Origin of the sequence: Pseudonocardia kujensis (genome assembly GCF_021283305.1) — a bacterium.
GTDB classification, from domain to species: domain Bacteria; phylum Actinomycetota; class Actinomycetes; order Mycobacteriales; family Pseudonocardiaceae; genus Pseudonocardia; species Pseudonocardia kujensis.
Genome location: NZ_JAJSOK010000103.1, coordinates 1 through 17996 on the forward strand (window position 1 = coordinate 1; position 17996 = coordinate 17996).

At 75.5% G+C, this 17996-nt stretch carries 17 protein-coding genes; 3 read left to right on the plus strand and 14 right to left on the minus strand.

Annotated elements, in window-relative coordinates; all coding sequences use genetic code 11:
- Window positions 1–57 precede the first annotated feature (57 nt).
- The 8 genes from LWC35_RS36750 to LWC35_RS36785 all read right to left on the minus strand — a co-directional run bounded on the left by LWC35_RS36750 (window position 58) and on the right by LWC35_RS36785 (window position 9433).
- Window positions 58–1599, minus strand: coding sequence for a bifunctional uroporphyrinogen-III C-methyltransferase/uroporphyrinogen-III synthase (locus LWC35_RS36750; RefSeq protein ID WP_232875122.1), 1542 nt, complete (start codon window positions 1597–1599; stop codon window positions 58–60).
- Entirely contained in the window at window positions 1596–2603 is a 1008-nt protein-coding gene (hemC, locus tag LWC35_RS36755; RefSeq protein ID WP_232875123.1) for a hydroxymethylbilane synthase, read from the minus strand. Before hemC ends, LWC35_RS36750 begins: the two co-directional genes overlap by 4 nt.
- Window positions 2600–4027, minus strand: a complete 1428-nt coding sequence (locus tag LWC35_RS36760) for a glutamyl-tRNA reductase (RefSeq protein ID WP_232875124.1) — start codon at window positions 4025–4027, stop codon at window positions 2600–2602. The genes hemC and LWC35_RS36760 overlap by 4 nt, the downstream gene beginning before the upstream one ends.
- On the minus strand, window positions 4024–4845 hold the full coding sequence (locus LWC35_RS36765; protein ID WP_232875125.1) for a redox-sensing transcriptional repressor Rex: 822 nt from the start codon (window positions 4843–4845) through the stop codon (window positions 4024–4026). Before LWC35_RS36765 ends, LWC35_RS36760 begins: the two co-directional genes overlap by 4 nt.
- Window positions 4846–5141: 296 nt before the next feature.
- Complete coding sequence (locus tag LWC35_RS36770; protein WP_232875126.1) at window positions 5142–5813, minus strand: fasciclin domain-containing protein; 672 nt, start codon at window positions 5811–5813, stop codon at window positions 5142–5144.
- A 93-nt stretch (window positions 5814–5906) separates the two neighbouring features.
- Window positions 5907–7484 (minus strand): molybdopterin-dependent oxidoreductase, encoded by a 1578-nt coding sequence (locus LWC35_RS36775; RefSeq protein ID WP_232875127.1) that lies wholly within the window; start codon window positions 7482–7484, stop codon window positions 5907–5909.
- 138 nt (window positions 7485–7622) lie between these two features.
- On the minus strand, window positions 7623–7862 hold the full coding sequence (locus LWC35_RS36780; RefSeq protein WP_232875128.1) for a glutaredoxin family protein: 240 nt from the start codon (window positions 7860–7862) through the stop codon (window positions 7623–7625).
- On the minus strand, window positions 7859–9433 hold the full coding sequence (locus LWC35_RS36785; RefSeq protein ID WP_232875129.1) for an AMP-binding protein: 1575 nt from the start codon (window positions 9431–9433) through the stop codon (window positions 7859–7861). Before LWC35_RS36785 ends, LWC35_RS36780 begins: the two co-directional genes overlap by 4 nt.
- Before the next feature lie 594 nt (window positions 9434–10027).
- Between LWC35_RS36785 and LWC35_RS36790 the strand changes: the two genes are divergently transcribed.
- From LWC35_RS36790 to LWC35_RS36800, 3 genes are all read left to right on the plus strand, one after another.
- The gene (locus LWC35_RS36790; protein WP_232875130.1) at window positions 10028–10723 is read left to right on the plus strand and encodes a sigma-70 family RNA polymerase sigma factor; all 696 of its coding nucleotides are present in this window, start codon (window positions 10028–10030) and stop codon (window positions 10721–10723) included.
- Window positions 10724–10916: 193 nt separating this feature from the next.
- Window positions 10917–12305: a DUF5667 domain-containing protein gene (locus tag LWC35_RS36795; protein WP_232875131.1), complete on the plus strand. Its 1389-nt coding sequence runs from the start codon at window positions 10917–10919 to the stop codon at window positions 12303–12305.
- Between the two features lie 360 nt (window positions 12306–12665).
- The gene (locus LWC35_RS36800; RefSeq protein WP_232875136.1) at window positions 12666–13538 is read left to right on the plus strand and encodes an HAD family hydrolase; all 873 of its coding nucleotides are present in this window, start codon (window positions 12666–12668) and stop codon (window positions 13536–13538) included.
- A 71-nt stretch (window positions 13539–13609) separates the two neighbouring features.
- On the opposite strand, the gene LWC35_RS36805 is transcribed toward LWC35_RS36800, so the two are convergent.
- From LWC35_RS36805 to LWC35_RS36830, 6 genes are all read right to left on the minus strand, one after another.
- Window positions 13610–14719: a lysophospholipid acyltransferase family protein gene (locus LWC35_RS36805; RefSeq protein ID WP_232875132.1), complete on the minus strand. Its 1110-nt coding sequence runs from the start codon at window positions 14717–14719 to the stop codon at window positions 13610–13612.
- Between the two features lie 78 nt (window positions 14720–14797).
- On the minus strand, window positions 14798–15814 hold the full coding sequence (locus LWC35_RS36810) for an NAD-dependent epimerase/dehydratase family protein (RefSeq protein WP_232875133.1): 1017 nt from the start codon (window positions 15812–15814) through the stop codon (window positions 14798–14800).
- 166 nt (window positions 15815–15980) lie between these two features.
- The gene (locus LWC35_RS36815) at window positions 15981–16082 is read right to left on the minus strand and encodes a 30S ribosomal protein bS22 (RefSeq protein WP_010241351.1); all 102 of its coding nucleotides are present in this window, start codon (window positions 16080–16082) and stop codon (window positions 15981–15983) included.
- A gap of 192 nt (window positions 16083–16274) precedes the next feature.
- Complete coding sequence (locus LWC35_RS36820; RefSeq protein WP_037052988.1) at window positions 16275–16508, minus strand: helix-turn-helix domain-containing protein; 234 nt, start codon at window positions 16506–16508, stop codon at window positions 16275–16277.
- 172 nt (window positions 16509–16680) lie between these two features.
- Window positions 16681–17502, minus strand: coding sequence for a pyrroline-5-carboxylate reductase (proC, locus tag LWC35_RS36825; protein ID WP_232875134.1), 822 nt, complete (start codon window positions 17500–17502; stop codon window positions 16681–16683).
- A 49-nt stretch (window positions 17503–17551) separates the two neighbouring features.
- Window positions 17552–17996: thioesterase family protein (locus LWC35_RS36830; protein WP_232875135.1), on the minus strand; the 445-nt coding region annotated here is incomplete at its 5' end.

Here is a 17996-nt window from a genome sequence, read left to right on the forward strand (position 1 = left end):
GACGACGACCGGCCGACCAGCCCTCCGACGACGACCAGCCCTCCGACGACGACCGGCTCAGCGGCGGCGCGCCTTCACCTTCTTCGGCGGCGGCAGCGCACCCTCGGCGCGGAGCTTGGCGGCGTGCGCGGCCAGGGCGTCGACCAGGGCGGGCACCCGGGCCTCCTCCGGCTGGACGTCGACGCGCAGGCCGAACTCCCGGGCCGTCTCCGCGGTGGCGGGGCCGATGCAGGCGACCAGCGTGCGTGCGTGCGGCTTGCCCGCGATGCCCACCAGGTTCCGGACGGTCGACGACGAGGTGAAGCACACCGCGTCGAACCCGCCGGTCTTGATGGCCTCGCGGATCGGCGCGGGCGGCGGGGCCGCGCGCACGGTCCGGTAGGCGGTGACGTCGTCGATCTCCCAGCCGCGCTCGGTCAGCCCGGCGGCGAGGGTCTCGGTGGCGATGTCGGCCCGCGGGAGCAGGACGCGGTCGACCGGGTCGAGGATGTCGTCGTGCGGCGGGAACAGCTCGAGCAGGCCCTCGGAGGTGGAGCTCTGGGCCTCGTTCACGTCCGGCACCAGCTCGGGCACGATGCCGAACTCGCGCACCTTCTCGGCGGTCGCCGTGCCGACGCAGGCGATCTTCACGCCGGAGAAGGCACGGGCGTCGAGCCCGAACTCGGCGAACTTCTCCCAGATCGCGCGCACCGCGTTGGTCGAGGTGAACACGACCCAGGCGTACCGGCCGTCGACCAGGCCCTTGACCGCGCGCTCCATCTGCGTGGGCGAGCGCGGCGGCTCGACGGCGATGGTCGGGACCTCCTCGGGGATGGCCCCGTGCATGCGCAGCCGGTCGCTCATCACGCCCGCCTGGTCCTTGGTGCGCGGCACCAGCACCCGCCAGCCGTAGAGCGCGCGGGACTCCCACCAGGACAGGTCCGCCCGCGAGGCGACCTCGGCACCGATGGTGAGGACCAGTGAGCCCTCCAGCTCGGCGGCGTCGGAGGCCATCGCCCCGATCGTGGTCGTGACGGTCTTCTGCGTGGACTCCGTGCCGTGCGCGGTGACCGCGACGGGGGTGTCGGCCGCGCGGCCCTGCGCGGTGAGCGCGGAGGCGACCTCGGCGAGGTGCGCGGCGGCGGCCTGCAGCACCAGCGTGCCGGGCGCGCCGGCCAGGCCGGCCCAGTCGACGCCGGCGCGGACGTCGGCCTCGACGTGCGCGGACCCGAGCGGGACGCCGGCGTAGGCGGGGACGGCGGTGCCGGCCGCGACACCGGGCACGACGTCGAACGCCACGCCCTCCGCGGCCACGGCGCGCGCCTCGGCCACCACGGCGTCGAGGGTCAGCGGGTCGCCGGCGACGAGGCGCACGACCGGTCGCCCGGCGCGGGCCTCGGCGAGGAGGTCGCCCGCGACGTCGGCGGGCTGCCCGACGGCCGGCCGGACCTCGGCGCCCTCGGCGACCAACGCGAGGACGGCCTCGGGCACGTCCGGGTCGTTGACGACCAGCGGCGCGGAGGCCAGCACCTCCTTCGCGCGCACGGTCAGCAGGCCGGGATCACCCGGGCCGCTGCCCACGAAGGCGATCCGACCGGCGGTCGGCGGTGTGCGAGTCATTCTCCAGCTCCCGATCCAGCGGTTCCCGAGGCGCCGCGCGCTGCCGGCCGCGGCAGGTCGTCGGCGCCCATGTCGAGCAGCTCGTGCGCGAGGGCCGCCCCGAGCTTCTCGGCGTTGTCCATGTCTCCGGTGGCCGACGCGCGCAGCAGCACGCCGTCGCCCACCTCTCCGATCCCGACGACCGCGCGCAGCGACAGCCGCTCGACCACGCGGCCGGCGTCGTCGAGGTCCTCGACGACGTCCGCGTGCGCGGCCACCGGCGCGCTGCAGCCGGCCTCCAGGGCGGCGAGCACCGCACGCTCGGCGGTGACCGCCGCGCGCACGCCCGCGTCGTCGAGCGTCGCGGCGAGGAAGCGGACCAGCTCCTCGTCGTCGGCCCGGCACTCGATCGCCAGCGCGCCCTGTGCGGGGGCGGGCAGCATCTGCAGCGGGTCGAGCAGCTCGCTCGCCTCCGCCACGCGACCGAGCCTGCGCAGCCCCGCCGCGGCGACCACGACGCCGTCGAGCTCGCCGGAGGTCACCTTGCCGATCCGGGTGTCCACGTTGCCCCGGATCGGGACGACCTCGAGCCCCAGCCCGAGCGCGTGCAGCTGCACGGCCCGCCGCGGCGAGCCGGTGCCGATCCGCGACCCGGCGGCCAGCTCGCCGAGCACCCGGCCGTCCCGGGCCACCAGCGCGTCGCGCGGGTCCTCTCGCGCCGGCACCGCGGCCAGGGCCAGCCGCGGGTCCGGCATGGTCGGCAGGTCCTTGTAGGAGTGCACCGCGACGTCGACCTCGCCGGCCGCGAGCGCCTCCCTCAGCTGCGAGACGAACACCCCGACACCGAGCTGCGCGATCGGCGCCGACGAACGGTCGCCCGTGGTGTGCACGTCGACGAGCTCGGCGGGCCGCCCGGCGGCCCGGATCAGGTCCGCGACCTGGCCGGACTGGGCCACCGCGAGCCGGCTCGGCCGGGTGCCGACGCGCAGCGTGCGGCCGGCGGTGCGGTCGGACACGGCGGTCACCGGTCACCCTCGACGGTCGGGCCGGCCTCGGCGCTCGCCGGGCCCACCGGGCGCAACGGCGCCTCGAGGGCCGCGGCGACGTCGTGCCCGCTGATCGGCTGCTCGACCGTGCCCGCGACGGCGGCGGGCTTCTGCGGGTCGAGCTCGAACAGCGTGCGCAGCGCGGCGGCGTAGCTGTCCCCGTCGGGCCCCTCGGCCAGCTTCTTGACCTGCACGGTCGGCGTGTGCAGCAGCTTGTCGACCACGCGCCGGACGGTGCGGGTGAACTCGTCGCGGACGTCGTCGGACAGCTCGGGCAGCCGCGACGACAGCCGCAGCAGCTCGGCGTCGACCACCTCGGAGGCGCGACGGCGCAGGGCGGTGACGGTCGGCGTGACCTCGGCGGACCGCTGCGCGGCCAGGTAGTGCTGGGCCTCCTCGGCCACCAGCTCGCGGGCCGCGGTCACCGCGTCGGCGGCCCCGCCCCGGTCCTCACGGACCAGCCGGCGCTGCAGCGCGATGAGGTCGACGACGGTCACGCCCTCGATCTCCGCGACGGCCGGGTCGACGTCGCGGGGCAGGCCGAGGTCGCACACCACGAGCGGGCGGGTGCGGCCGGACGTCCCGGCCTCGACCGCGGCGCGCTCGACGACCGTCCCGATCGCGCCGGTGCAGGCGACCATCAGGTCGGCGTCGGCGAGGGCGGCGGGCAGCTCGTCGAGGAGCCCGGCGCGGGCCGGGACGCCCTGCTCGGCGCTCTTCTGCGCGAGCCGTTCGGCCCGGTCCAGGGAACGGTTGAGCACGGTGATCGCGGTGGCGCCCGCGCGGCGGAGGTGGGCGGCGGCCAGCGCGCCCATCGCCCCGGCCCCGACGATGACGGCGCGGGCGTCGCTCAGCTCGCCGTCGGCGTGCCCGAGCACGGCGGACGCGTCGCGCAGCGCCTCGGACACCACGGAGGCGCCGGCGGCGTCGATGCCGGTGCTGGCGTGCACCCGCTTGCCGACGCGCAGCGCCTGCTGGGCCAGCTCGTGCAGGACGCGGCCGACCGTGCCGGCCTCGTCGGCCGTCGCGTAGGCCTGGCGCAGCTGGCCGAGGATCTGCGACTCGCCGACCACCATCGAGTCCAGCCCGGCCGCGACCTGGAACAGGTGCTGCACGGCCGAGCCGGCGTAGTGCACGAAGAAGTGCTCGGTGAGGTCCTGCAGCGGCAGGCCGGAGTGCCGGCCCAGCACCTCGGAGACGTCCGCGAGCCCGCCGTGGAAGGCGTCGACCACCGCGTAGACCTCGACCCGGTTGCAGGTCGAGAGCAGGGTCACCTCGCTCACGTGCGGGCACCGCACCATCTCGTCGAGGAGCTTGGGCACGTCGTCCGCGGACACCGCGACCTTCTCCAGGACGTCGACGGGCGCACTCCGGTGCGAGAGGCCCACGACGAGAACACTCATGAGAGCGGCACCGCCGATCCGTTGCGACCGTTCACGACCCGGGCGACGGCCGGGACGTCTGGGCTGATACCCCCGGCGGCGGCGTTCCCACGTCCCGCGACGTGGAAGGCCAGCACCTGCAGCTCGACGGCGAGGTCCACCTTGCGGACCTCGACCTCCTCGGGGACCTGCAGGACCGTGGGGGCGAAGTTGAGGATGGAGCGCACGCCCGCCGCGACCAGCTGGTCGCACACGCTCTGGGCGGCCTGCGCCGGGGTCGCGATCATGCCGATCGTGACGCCCGCGGCGGGGCACTCCGTGGGGATGTCGCGCACGTGCTTCACGACGATCCCGTTGATCTTGATCCCGACGAGGTCGGGGTCGACGTCGAACAGCGCGGTCACGGGGAAGCCCCGGCCGCCGAAGCCGCCGTAGCCGGCCAGCGCGTGGCCGAGGTTGCCGACCCCGACCAGCGCCACGGCCTGCGGGTGGTCGAGCCCCAGCACCCGCTCGAGCTCGTGCTGCAGCGACGCCACGTCGTACCCGACGCCGCGGATGCCGTAGGTCCCGATGTGGCTGAGGTCCTTGCGCAGCTTGGCCGAGTTGACGCCGGCGACGGAGGCGAGCTCCTCGCTCGAGACCGTCTCGGCGCCGCCCTCGGCGAGCTGGCCGAGCACCCGCAGGTACACCGCGAGCCGCGTGACCGTGGCTTCCGGGATGGCCTTCAGCGCGCGGCCCGAGGAGTTCTCGGGGGCGTCCGGCGTCTCCGGCGTGTCGGGGGTCTCGGCGGTCGAGGGGGTCTCGGCGGCCGAGGAGTCGGCCTGCGGCGGCAACGTCACGCGGCGGCTCCTCGGGCGTCGTAGTCGTCGTGATGGGGCCGCGGCCGGGACGGCGGCGACCTGCGCGACCGGCGCTGTCCGATCGGACCGGAGCCGATCGGGTCGTTCGGTGGCGACGCCCGTCCACGGTAGTCGCTCGTGAACGCGTGCACAAAGTTGCGATCTTGGTCCCGGACGTGCTCCGGGCGCGCCCGCGGCGCGCGGACCGGTGGTCGTCCGGGACCGGCCGTTCACCGCGCCGGACCACCGCGGGGGTGTCGGACGACACGGCCGGGCGGGAGGGCGCGGATGCCGGGTCAGGCCTGCGGCAGGAGCACCGAGTCGATCATGAAGACGGTCGCGTTGCCGGTCGGGATGTTCCCGCACGTGACGGTGGCGGGGGCGCCGGAGGCACCGGCGACCGTCATCTCCTCGCCGGTCCCGCCGATCCGCACCGTGCCGCCCGCGAGCTCGGTCGAGGTGCCCGCGGCGCGAAGCTCCTCGGCGCTCTGCCGGGTGCCGGACACGTGGTACTGCACCAGCCCGGCGAGCCGGGCCGGGTCGGCCTGCAGCGCGGCGAGCTGCTCCGCCGGGAGCTTGGCGAAGGCGTCGTTCGTCGGGGCGAAGAGCGTGACCCCGGGCGCGGCGTTGAGCGCCTCGGTGAGGTTCGCCCGACCGATCAGCGCGGTCAGCGTGGTGAGCTGCGGGTTCGTCTCGACGGCCGCCGCCACCGGGGCGAGCGACATGCTGGACAGGGAGCCCGGGTCGTCGCCGGTCGGCAGCGAGCCGCAGCCCGGGCCGAAGACCTCCGCGGCGTTGGTGCTGCCCGGACCCGGTGTCGGGGTCAGCGGACCGGCGGCCGCGACGGTCGGCACCGGCGGCACGTCCGTCGCGGTGGACGGTTCCTGGGCGGGCGCGGAGCACGCCCCCAGCACGACGACGGCGGCCGCGGCCGCGGCGAGGGTGACCACACGCTGGATGCTGCGCACGACATCTCTCCTTCCCGGGGTCTGCCCATGCCTAACGTGTCCGTCGCCGGCACGCCCGTCCGGCGGGATCACGATCAGGTCTCGGCCGCCCGGTCAGGCCGCGGAGAAGATCATCGCGGGCCAGCCCGTGGCGCCGTCCGGCAGCACGTCGGCACGCTCCTCGGTCTGCAGGTGCCCGAGCCCGTCCGTCGCGCGGGCGCGCACGGTGTGGCTGCCCGGCCCGACGTCGACGCTGCCCCGCCACATCCGCCAGGTGTTCCCGCCGACCTCCGCGGCCAGCTCGGCCGTCGCCCACGGGCCGCCGTCGACGCTGATCTCGACCCGGGAGATCCCGCGCGGCTGCGACCAGGCGATCCCGGCGACGGTGACGCGCCCGGCCGGCACGCCGGAGAACCCGCGGGGCAGGTCGATGCGGCACTCGGTCTTGATCGGCCCCCGCGCGCCCCAGCCGCGCTGCACCCAGTACGAGTCGCGGGCGGCGAACGAGGTCAGCTCGAGGTCGGTGACCCACTTGGTGGCCGAGACGTAGCCGTAGAGCCCGGGCACGACCATCCGCACCGGGAAGCCGTGCTCGGCGGGCAGCGCCTCGCCGTTCATGCCCAGCGCCAGCAGCGCTCCGCGGCCCGGCTCGAGGATCACGTCGGTCGGGGTGCCGGCCGTCCAGCCGTCCGTGCTGGTGGAGAGGACCTGGTCGGCACCGGGCTGCGGGCCCGCCTCGCGGAGCACGTCGGCCAGCTCCACGCCGACGAAGCGCGCGGTGGAGATGAGGTCGCCGCCGACCTCGTCGGACACGCAGGTCATCGTGACCGTCCGCTCGACCAGCGGGCGGGCGAGCAGGTCGTCGACGGTCAGGCTCAGCTCGCGCGCCACCCGCCCGTGCACGCGCAGGCGCCAGCCCTCGGCGCGCAGCTGCGGCACCCGCAGGGCGGTGTCGATCCGGTAGAACTCCGGGTTCGGCGTGAGGAACCGGGTGGTGCCGAGCTCGGCGGCGAAGTCCGTGCCGGCCGGCAGCGGCGCCTCCCGGGTGACGGTCGCCGCGGCGAGCCGCTGGGTGAGCCGGGTCCGCGAGTCGACGGTCCCGCGCCCGACGGCCACGCCGATCCCGCCCGCCGCCAGCGCCCCGACCGCGACCGCCGCCGAGGCGCCGAGCAGCACCGTCCGCCGCGGCAGGCCGCGCACGCCCGGCGCCTCGGGCGCGACCGCCGCGGCGAGGGCGAGCCGGTGCAGGGCGCGGACCACCCACAGGCCCACGGCGGCCGCGACGACCGGCGCGAGCAGGTCGCCGGCGGTGAACGCCGGCCCGAGGACGACGGCGGCGACCCCCGCAACCCCCAGCACCCCGACGACCACCTGCGCCGGCACCGACGAACGTCGGGACGCGAGCCCGGCCACCACCGCCACCACCAGCAGCACCACGCCCGTCCCGGCGAGCAGGACCGGCTTGTCCGCGGTGCCGAAGGCCGACTTCGCGAACTCGACGACGGGCGGCGGCGCCACGCGGATGACGGCGTCCCCGACGGCGAGGTAGGGCGACGACGTGGGCGAGAGCAGTCCGGCGACGAGCTGCCCCGCCCCCAGCGCCGCGCCCACGGCGAGCACCGGGACCGCGGCGGCGACGGGACGCGACAGGACGGGGGCGGCGGGACGGGCGAGGGTGTGGCTCACGTCCATGGTTCGCTCCGGGAGCCCCGGAGGTTCGCCCGCATCATGGATCCATACTGCGCGCGGCCGCGGCCGGTGAGGGCATTATGGATCCATAACGACCTGACACCGGCTGCTGAACGCGTGATGGCTCCCTACGGGGCGGGCTCAGCCGGTTAGGGCGGCCCGGAAGCGCTCCTCCTCGACCCGGTAGTAGCCGTGCTGCTTCCCGTCGATGAGGATCACCGGGACCATGTCGCCGTACTCGGCGCGCAGCTCCGGGTCGGCGTCGACGTCCACGGTGCGCCACGCCACGCCCAACTCGCCGCAGATCCGCGCGACGTCCTCCTCCGCGACCTCGCACAGGTGGCAGTTCGTCCTGCTCAGCAGGGTGACCGTGCGGCTCATGCCGTCCCCGTCTCCGCCAGCACGCGCCGGGCGATCTTGCCGGTCGGCGTGCGCGGCAGCTCGTCGACGAACGCGATCACGGTGGGCCGCTTGAATCGGGCCAGCCGGGTCGCGCAGTACTCCTGGACCGTCCCGACGTCCGGGCTCGTCCCCGGGGCGGGCACGATCACGGCCTTCACCGCGGCGCCCGTCCGGTCGTCCGGCACCCCCACGACCGCCACCTCGGCCACCTCGGCCATACCGGCGAGGACCTCCTCGACCTCGCGGGGGTAGACGTTGAACCCGTTGACGATGACGAGATCGGTCGACCGGTCCACCAGGTGCAGGTCGCCGTCCGCGTCGAGGTAGCCGACGTCGGCGGTGCGGAACCAGCCGTCGGCGTCGGGCCCGCCCTCGCCGCTCGGCCAGTAGCCGGAGAAGAGGTTGGGGCCGCGCAGCGCGACCATCCCGGTGTCCTCCTCGGGATCGGAGAAGACGTCGGCCGCGTCGCCCTCCTCGCCCTCCTCGGCCGTACGCCCGCCGAGCGGGTCGCCCTCGGCGTCGACCAGCCGCAGCTCGACGCCCGGGAGGGGCCGCCCGACCGAACCCGGCTTGCTGTGCCCGGGCACGTTGCAGGTGACGACCGGGCCCGCCTCGGACAGCCCGTAGCCCTCCAGCACCTCCATCCCGGTGGCCTCCCGGAACGCGGTGAGCCAGGCGGGGGGCAGCGGCGCGCCGCCGGAGGTGCAGATCCGCACTCCCTCCAGGGCCCCGCGCAGGTCCTCGGCCGGGACGTCGAGCAGGGCCCGGTAGAGCGACGGGACGCCGGCCAGCGCGCTGACCCGGTGGTCGCGCAGGATGGCGGGCGTGGCCGCGGCGTCGAACCGCGCCGTGAGCACCGCGGTGGCGCCGGCCCAGCACACCTGCAGCAGGCCCGCGGCCAGGCCGAAGCTGTGGAAGAGCGGCAGCGCCAGCAGGACCCGGTCGGCCGGGGTGACCGGCGCCGGCCGCAGCGCGGCGGTCTGCGCCCGGTTGGCCAGCAGCGCACGGTGCGAGAGCTGGACGCCACGCGGGCGTCCGGTCGTGCCGGACGTGTAGATGAGCAGCGCGATCGCCTCGCCGCCCGGCGCCTCGGGCGGCGGGCCGGCGGGTTGCGGCTCGACGGGCGGGGGGTCGAGGACCGGCACGCCGGCCGCCCGGGCGGCGTCGGCGGCGACCCCCGCGTCGGTGACGACGGCGGCGGGCCGGGCGTCGTCGAGGATCACCGCGACCTCGCGGGCCACCGACCGCTGGCCGACGGGGACGGCGATCGCCCCGGCGCGCAGCGCGCCGAACAGGGCGACGCAGAAGCCCGCGCCGTTGGGCAGCACCAGCACGACCCGGTCGCCGGCGGCGATTCCCGCCGCGGCGAGCCGGGCGGCCTCCGCGTCGGCCGCGGCGTCGAGCTCCGCCCAGGTCAGCGTGCGTCCGGCGGTGACGTCGACGACCGCCGGCTGCGCGGGATCGCGGCGCGCCGCGCGCCGGACCAGCTCGCCCAGGTGCGCGACCGCATCGGACCCGGTGCCGGGGCTCTGGCTGGGAGAGGGCTGCACGCGCCGAGTCTGGCAGACCGGGGGTCCGCACCCGCGCGTGACGTGAACTCCGGCCGAGCGCAACCCCCGTGCGCCCGGCGGCAGGTCGACACGCCGGCACGCGGCGCGTCGACCGAACACGCTGCGCCACGACCACGTTGACCGCGCGTGATCGTCCGCTCACCGGATAAGGCATTCGGCGAGCGGTGGCACCCGTCTGGGCGCCGGGCGGCTGCCCTAGAGTCCGCCCCCACCACCTGCCAACGCCGGACCGCCGGGTTCGGCACGAGTTCTCACCCAAGGGAGTGGCATGCAGCCTGTTGCCAGCGCACCGCGGGTCCTCCCGCGCTGCCCTGTCCGACACCGGGTGCACCGGGCTTCATGACCTCCTCGATGCGTCCCGACGGGCTGCTCCCCACGGAGCGGTTCGCGCCGTCGCACCCGAACGGTGCGAGCGCGACCCCGTCCACCTGGTCGGACCTGCCCCGACAGGCCCGCTCCGGCGGCTCGACGACCCACCGACCGGCACCCGCCGCTCCCCCGTCCGCGCCCGACCCGACCGCCCCGGCCGACGGCCGGACCACGGACGGCCGGCCGACCCGACAGCAGGCGCCCGTGACAGCTCCCCCCGTCGCCCGTCCCCACGCCGTCCCGCCGCCGGCGGGCCCGCCGCCGTCGGGTCCCCCCGCGGGTCCCCCGCCCCGGTCGCCCGAGCCCGGGCCCGGCCCGCAGGGGGCCGAGACCCGCCCGGACGCCGAGGCCGACGGCGGCGGCTCCTGGACCCTGGTCAAGGCCTGCCAGGCGGGCGACCAGAACGCCTTCAAGGAGCTGTACGCGCGCTACCACGAGGTCGTCTTCCGGTACGTGCTGTTCCGGCTCGGCGACCGCACCCTGGCCGAGGACCTCACCCAGGAGACGTTCCTGCGCGCCCTGCGCCGGATCGGCTCGGTCAGCTACCAGGGCCGCGACATCGGCGCCTGGTTCGTCACGATCGCGCGCAACCTGATCTTCGACCACGTCAAGTCCAGCCGGTACCGGCTCGAGTCGACGACCGCCGACATGGTCGAGCACTCCCCGAGCACGCACGGGCCCGAGCAGCAGGTCATCGAGAACGCCACGAACTCCGAGCTGCTCAAGGCGATCGAGAAGCTCAACCCCGACCAGCAGGACTGCATCCGCATGCGGTTCCTGCAGGGCCTTTCGGTCGCCGAGACCGCGCAGCGGATGAACCGGGCCGAGGGGGCGGTCAAGGCGCTGCAGCACCGTGCCGTCCGCCGCCTGGCGCAGCTCCTCCCCGAGGGGTTGCGGTGAACGGCGCCTATATCGCGAACTACATGCTTGTCGTTACGGATGCGACGAGTGAGCCACACCAAGCGGTGAACGGTCTCTGTGCCGTAACCGACGACCGCCCGTCTCGTTGTGTGGGTGAACGTCGGCAGAGCGCGAGGCCCCGATCGGGCCGGACGCTGACGAACAGTGCAGGGATGCAGTGAGGACGGCGAACATGCCCGCGGGACGATGGGGCTCGGACGACGAGTGGTGGGGCGAGGAACCTCTCGACCCCCGTTTCGCGCCGGACGACGATCTGGAGCACGAGGTGGCCCTCGCGGCCGCACTCGATCGCAGCCGTACCGACCTGAGCCCGGACGACGGGACCGCCGAGCGCATGCGCGCCGACTTCTTCGCCGCACTGGAGAAGGAGTGGGGCGCCCCGGAGGAGTCCGCCACCGAGCGGACCACCCGGATCGAGCCGGTCCCGGCGCACGCGCTGGAGCAGACCACCGACCTCACCGCCGCGCTGCGCCCGGAGGGCCTCGAGGGCGCGACCCGCTCCGCCTCCTCCGGTGAGCGCACGGTGGCGGCGAACGCCACGGCCGGCGCCGGCGCCCGGCGGTCGAAGCGGGGCGCGCGGCACGTGCTGCCCGCCGACCACCCGGACAACCCGGGCCGCGCAGGCGGCACCCGCGGTCCGGGCGGGCGGCGGCCGAGCCTGCGCAAGCGGGTCGCCCTGGTCGGCGGCGCCGCGGCGCTCGCGCTGGTGGCGCTGGCCGGCGGCACCGCGATGATGAGCCGCGACGCGCTGCCCGGCGACAGCCTCTACGCGGTCAAGCTCGCCACCGAGTCCACCGGCACCGCCTTCACCTTCGGCGACGGGGCCAAGGCGCAGCGCCACCTCGACCTGGCCGCGACCCGGCTGGACGAGGTGCGGGCGCTGCAGCAGGCCGGCCGCACGCCCGACCCCGGCACCTACGAGGCCGCGCTCACCGCGTTCGACGACGCGGCCAGCGAGGGCTCGCGGATGATGCTGTCCGGCGCGCAGCCGCCGACCGACACCGGCCTCGGCGACCTCGACGCGTGGGCGCAGAAGCAGGCGAAGGCCATCGAGGCCCTGCGGTCGTCGGGCGGCGAGGTCCCCGGCGCCGACCGGTCGGCCCGCCTGCTGGAGCGCATGTCGGAGCGGGCAGCGGCCCTGCAGGCCCGGATGGGCTGCAGCGAGGTCAGCGACGGCGTCGACGACCTCGGCCCGATCCCGGCCACCGGCACCTGTGTGCCGGTCGCCGCCAATGCGGGTCAGGGTGGCGGCACGGTCGACCAGCAGATCCCGAACGGCAGCCCGCAGTCGGCGCGCACCAGCCCGGCCGCGCCGTCGGACAGCACCGGGCCGCAGCCGTCGACCGACCCGAGCACGACCGAGAACGGGCTGCTCCCGGAGGGCGTCCTCCCGGGCACCGGCGACCCCGGCGCGACGAGCACCACGACGAGCGGCTCGGAGAGGTCCAGCAGCACGCAGCAGAGCTCGTCCAACCCGCCGAGCGGCGGCGGGGGCGGCCTGCTGCCGCCGATCCAGCTGCCGCCGCTGCTGCCCGGCCTCGGACCGATCACCATCGGCTGAGCGGCGGACGGCCCGGGCGGCACGAACGGCCCGGACGACCACGGAACGGGGTCGCGCGGTGGCACACCGTGCGACCCCGTTTCGCGTCCGTGGCCGTTTCGCGTCGGAACGCGCGGGGTCGCCCAGTAGGCTGGACGGGCGGTACCCGGCTGGTCACGGACCGGCCGGGCCGGTGGACGGATCGGCACGGCGGGCGGACCGGCGAGCAGCACGGCCGGAAGCCCCCAGGTGGTAGGACCCGAGGTGGTTGTGGAGCACGGTGAGCCGCAGGGCGCGGACGCGCAGGGCAGGGACGGCGCCGCGGACCCGCACCGCAACGGTGCCCGCGGCGAGGTGGCGGGCGTCACCGAGACGACCGACGTGATCGAGGAGGCCACCGCGGTCGACCGCGCGCAGCGCGCGGGTGAGGCCGCGGCGGCGGCCGCCGTGGCCGCCGGCGAGACGCCGCCCTCCGCGGCGGCGGACCGGGACCTGACCGCGGCGGCGTTCTTCGACGTCGACAACACGATGATGGTCGGCGCCTCGATCTTCCACTTCGCCCGCGGGCTCGCCGCCCGCAAGTTCTTCACCACCTCCGACCTCGCCGGCTTCGCCTGGCAGCAGATCAAGTTCCGGCTCGGCGGGCGCGAGGACTCCACCGGCATCGCCGGACACCGGGACACCGCCCTGTCGTTCGTCGCGGGCCGGCCCGTCGACGAGGTCGTGACGCTGGGCGAGGAGATCTACGACGAGCTGATGGCGGACCGGATCTGGGCCGGCACCCGCGCGCTCGCCCAGATGCACCTCGACGCCGGGCAGCGGGTCTGGCTGGTCACCGCGACGCCCGTCGAGCTGGCGCTGATCATCGCGCGGCGGCTCGGCCTGACCGGCGCCCTGGGCACGGTCGCCGAGAGTGTCGACGGGCACTACACGGGGCGGCTGGTCGGCGAGATCCTGCACGGCCCGGCGAAGGCCCACGCCGTGCGCGCGCTGGCCGCCACCGAAGGCCTGGACCTGCGCCGCTGCACCGCCTACTCGGACTCGGTCAACGACGTGCCGATGCTGTCCGCGGTCGGCACCGCCGTCGCCGTCAACCCGGACGCGGAGCTGCGCGACGTCGCCAAGGAGCGCGGCTGGCAGATCCGCGACTTCCGCACCGGGCGCAAGGCCGCCCGGATCGGCGTGCCCTCCGTGCTCGGCGCCGGCGCGCTGGCCGGGGCGGTCGCCGCCGGGGTGGCGTACCGGCGGCGCTGAGCACCAGGTCCGGCAACCGGGCGCCGGGCATCAGCGCCGGGCCGGCGGCGGGACCCCGCGCCGAACCGGCCTCAGCCCAGGAAGACGTTCCGCCGCTGGCTGAGCAGCCGGTACAGGGTGTGCTGGATCGTCTCGCGCACCTGGTCGGTCAGGTTGAACACGAGCATGGGGTCCTCGGCGTCGGCCGGGGTGTAGGCGTCGAGCGAGATCGGCTCGCCGAACTCGATGTACCACTTCGACGGCAGCGGGACGAGACCCAGCGGGCCGAGCAGCGGGAAGGTCGGCGTGATCGGGAAGTACGGCGCGCCGAGCAGCCGGGCGAGCGGCGCGATGTCACCGATCTTGGGGTAGGTCTCCTCGGCGCCGACGATCGAGCACGGGATGATCGGCACGCCGGTGCGCAGCGCGGCCGAGACGAAGCCGCCCCGCCCGAAGCGCTGCAGCTTGTACCGGTCCTTGAACGGCTTGCCGATGCCCTTGAAGCCCTCGGGGAACACCCCGACGAGCTCGCCGGAGGACATCAGCCGCTCCGCGTCGGCGTTGCAGGCCAGGGTGGCGCCGTTCTTGCGGGCCAGCTCGCCCACCAGCGGCAGCCGAAACATCAGGTCCGCGCCGAGCAGCCGCAGGCGGCGGGCCGCCGGGTGCTCGTCGTGCAGCGCCTGGATCGTCATCAGCGCGTCGAGCGGGAGGGTGCCCGAGTGGTTGGCGACGACGAGCGCGCCACCGGTGTCCGGGACGTGCTGCAGCCCGATGGTCTCCACGCGGAACCAGCGCTCGTAGAGCGGGCGCAGCGCGGGCGCCAGCACCGAGTCGGCAAGGTCGGCGTCGTAGCCGAACTCGTCGACGGTGTAGTCGCCGGAGAGGCGGCGGCGCAGGAAGCGCAGCACCTCCTCCAGGCCGGCCTCCCAGGCCGGGGGCTCCGGGTCCGGCACGGCGGCGACCGGCGGTACCGCGCCGCCCTCGGTGCCGACCTGGTCCGCCTCGAGCGGCGGGCGGGGACGCGGCGGGGCCGGGGCGGGACGGCGGGGGCGCGTGCCCTCGCGCCCCGTCTCCCGCGCCTCCGTGCCCCCGCGGGCAGGCCCGCCCGAGCGGTTCCCGCGGTCGCGGCCCTCACCGAGCCGCCACCGGGTGCGACCCCCGGTCTCGTCCGCCCGCAACGGGATGACGCGCGCTTCCGGCACCCGAACCCCCTCCGAACCCGTGCCGTTGTCCGACTTCCCCGACCGCCGCACCATGCTTCCCCAGGCCTCCGCGGCCCGCTAGTGCAGCATCCGCGCGGCCTGCAGAACGGCCCGCTCCGCCGCCTCGATCCGCTCGGCCCCGAGGACCGGCCGGAGCGCGCGGCCGCGCACGTAGTCGTCGAAGGCCTGGACGGTGGTCCAACGAGGGTGGAAGCCGAAGCGTTCCTTCAACCTCGTCGTGTCGACCACCCGGCCGAAGTTGAGGAACCGCATCTGCTCCGGCGAGTAGTCGACGACGCGGGCGCCGCGCAGGAACCGCCCGACCGGCCCGACCAGCGGCGCCGGCACCGCGACCTGCACGCGGCCGGCCCGCCGGACGGCCTGGGAGAGCATGAGCACGCCGTCGGCCGCGACGTTGTAGACCCCGGGGTGCTCCTCCACGGCGGCCCGCTCGAGCACGGCGAGCGCGTCCTCCTCGTGCAGGAACTGCAGCCGGGGGTCGAAGCCGAGGATCGTCGGGACGACCGGCAGCGCGAAGTAGCGGGTCAGCACCGTCTCGATGCGCGGGCCGACGTAGTTGCAGAAGCGCAGGACGGTCGTGGTGACGTCCGGCCTGCGGCGGGCGAAGCCGCGCAGGTAGCCCTCGATCTCCGCCGCGTCCTTGGCGTAGCCGCCGGACGGGAGGTCCTTCGGCGTCATGGACTCGTCGAACAGCGCGGGGTCGCGCGAGCCGGAGCCGTAGACGGCGGTGGTCGACTTCAGCACCACGCGCCGGACCCGCTCGGACTTCTGGCAGGCGGCGAGGAGCTGCATCGTCCCGATGACGTTCATCTCCTTCATCGCCGTGCGGCCGCCGGACGAGCCGGGACCGGCGGAGAGGGCGGCGTGCACCACGGTGTCGACGCCGGCGCCGGAGATGACCTTGGCGATGAGCGGGTTGCGGATGTCCGCGCGGACGAACTCCGCGCGACCCATGCGGCGCAACATCTCCCGGGACGGGGGGACGGTGTCGACGCCGAGCACCCGCTCGATCGCGGGGTTCGCGGCGAGCCGTGCGGCGAGGTTGCCGCCGAGGAATCGGCTGACACCTGTCACCAGCACGACGGAGGGAGCTGCGCCTCCGCTGCCGCGGTCGGCGTCGTGGGGAGATCCCGTGCGCGTCACGGACCCGACCTCGTTCGTCGTGCGACCAGGGATCCCGGGTGCGACCCGGGCCGGTGGACCCCGGCCCGCCCCGGACGGGGACGGGCGGGGTCACACCTCACTTGCCGAGCTTGCGACGCTGCACGCGGGTCTTGCGGAGCAGCTTGCGGTGCTTCTTCTTGGACATGCGCTTGCGACGCTTCTTGATGACCGAGCCCATGCGCCGGTACCTCCTGTGCTCACTGCTTCGCTCGTGGCCGGGAGCCGGCCCGAGAGGGTGTGTCCCCGCCGCGCGGCGGTCGCGCGCACGCGGGTGCACACGGCGAGACGATGACCGGTCGCCGATCCTACCCGGCGCCGGTCGGGGCGACCCGCCAGGGCGGGTCGTGGAGCGTTCGGGAAAGCGAGCCGCTCAGCCCGCGTCGAAGTACGCGTGCCGCAGGTAGTCCTCGACGGCACGCTTCGGGACACGGAAGGAACGACCCACCCGGGCGGCGGGGAGCTCCCCGCCGTGCACCAGCCGGTACACGGTCATCTTGGAGACCCGCATCATGGCCGCGACCTCGGCCACGGTGAGGAACTGCACCGCGGCGATGTTGTCGATGCGTTCGGGCTGCCCTGAATGCCCTGGCTGCTGCGTGGCCATCCGGACACCGCCTTCCCTGGAGAAGTCCCACGGTCCCGCTCGGGTCCTCGTCCCCCCGGGCGGCGTGTTCCCCGTGAGGATAGCGGTGCCGGTGTGACGCCTTCGACACACCTTGCCACACGGGCGGGGAATTCAGCCGCGCGTCAGGGTGAGGCGTGATCCTTCGTTCGGGTCAACGGCTCTGCACCGAGCGTCCCAGCTCGGCGGACCGGTCCCGGGCGGCCTCGATCGCGTCGATCAGGGCCGCCCGCACGCCGTGCCGCTCGAGCTCGCGGATCGCGGCGATGGTGGTGCCCGCCGGGGAGGTGACGGCCTCGCGGAGGATCACCGGGTGGACTCCGTCCTTCTCGGACTCGCGCAGCATGGTGGCCGCGCCGAAGGCGGACTGGACGATCAGGTCGGCGGCGACGGCGCGCGGCAGGCCGAGCAGTATCCCGGCGTCGATCATGGCCTCGACCAGGTAGAAGAAGTAGGCGGGACCGGAGCCGGAGAGCGCCGTGACGGCGTCCTGCTGGGTCTCCGGGACACGCACGACCCGGCCGACGGAGCCGAGCAGCTCCTCGGCCACGGCGAGGTGCTCGGCGGTGGCGTGGCTGCCGCCGGACACCGCGCTCATCGCCTCGCCGACGACCATCGGCGTGTTCGGCATGACCCGCACCACCGGCGTCCCCTCGGGCAGGCCGCCCTCGAACAGCGCCGTGGGCAGGCCCGCGCACAGCGAGACCACGAGCGTCCCCGGGGTCAGCGCCGCCTTCAGCGCGGTGAGGACCGGGGCGATGTCCTGCGGCTTGACCGCGACCACCACGACGTCGGCCTTGGCCGCGGCGCCCGCGACGTCGGCCGACTCCACCCCGAGGCGCCCGGACAGCTCGGCGGCCCGCTCCGGGTGCCGCTCGGTGAACACCAGGTCCGCCGCGGGCCGGCCCGCCGCGAGCAGCCCCGAGAGGAGCGCCTCGCCGATCTTGCCGGCGCCCAGAACCGCGATACGTGTCATGGATCGACGGTAACCGCCGGAATCCGGGCTGGTCGGGGAGGGTGTGCGGCTACTTCCGCGGGAGCGGGGAGAGCGCGAGCTGGCGGGCCTGGCAGACCACCCGGCCCGTGGCGTCGCGGACGGTGCAGTCCTCGTCGAACCACGTGCCGGCGATCATGTGCGAGCGGGACTCCAGCGCCAGCCACCCGGGCGCGGGCCGGGCCCGCAGCAGCGCGGTGAGCTGCACCGTCGGCGCCCAGCCGCGGCCGCCACCGCGGTTGAACACGGTCGGGGGCAGCGCGTCCCCGGCGAGCAGCGCGAACAGCGGGTCCGGGTCCTCCCCGCGCGGGCGCATCCAGCCCCGCACCACCGGGTCCGCGGTCTCCTTGCGCAGGAACGCCATCGTCGCCGGGTCGTACCGCGCCTCGGTGGCGGCCGCGAGCCCCTCGCCGGGGGTGCGGACGTCGGGCACGAAGTCGATCGCGTCCGCGGGCGGCTCCAGCGGCATCGGGGAC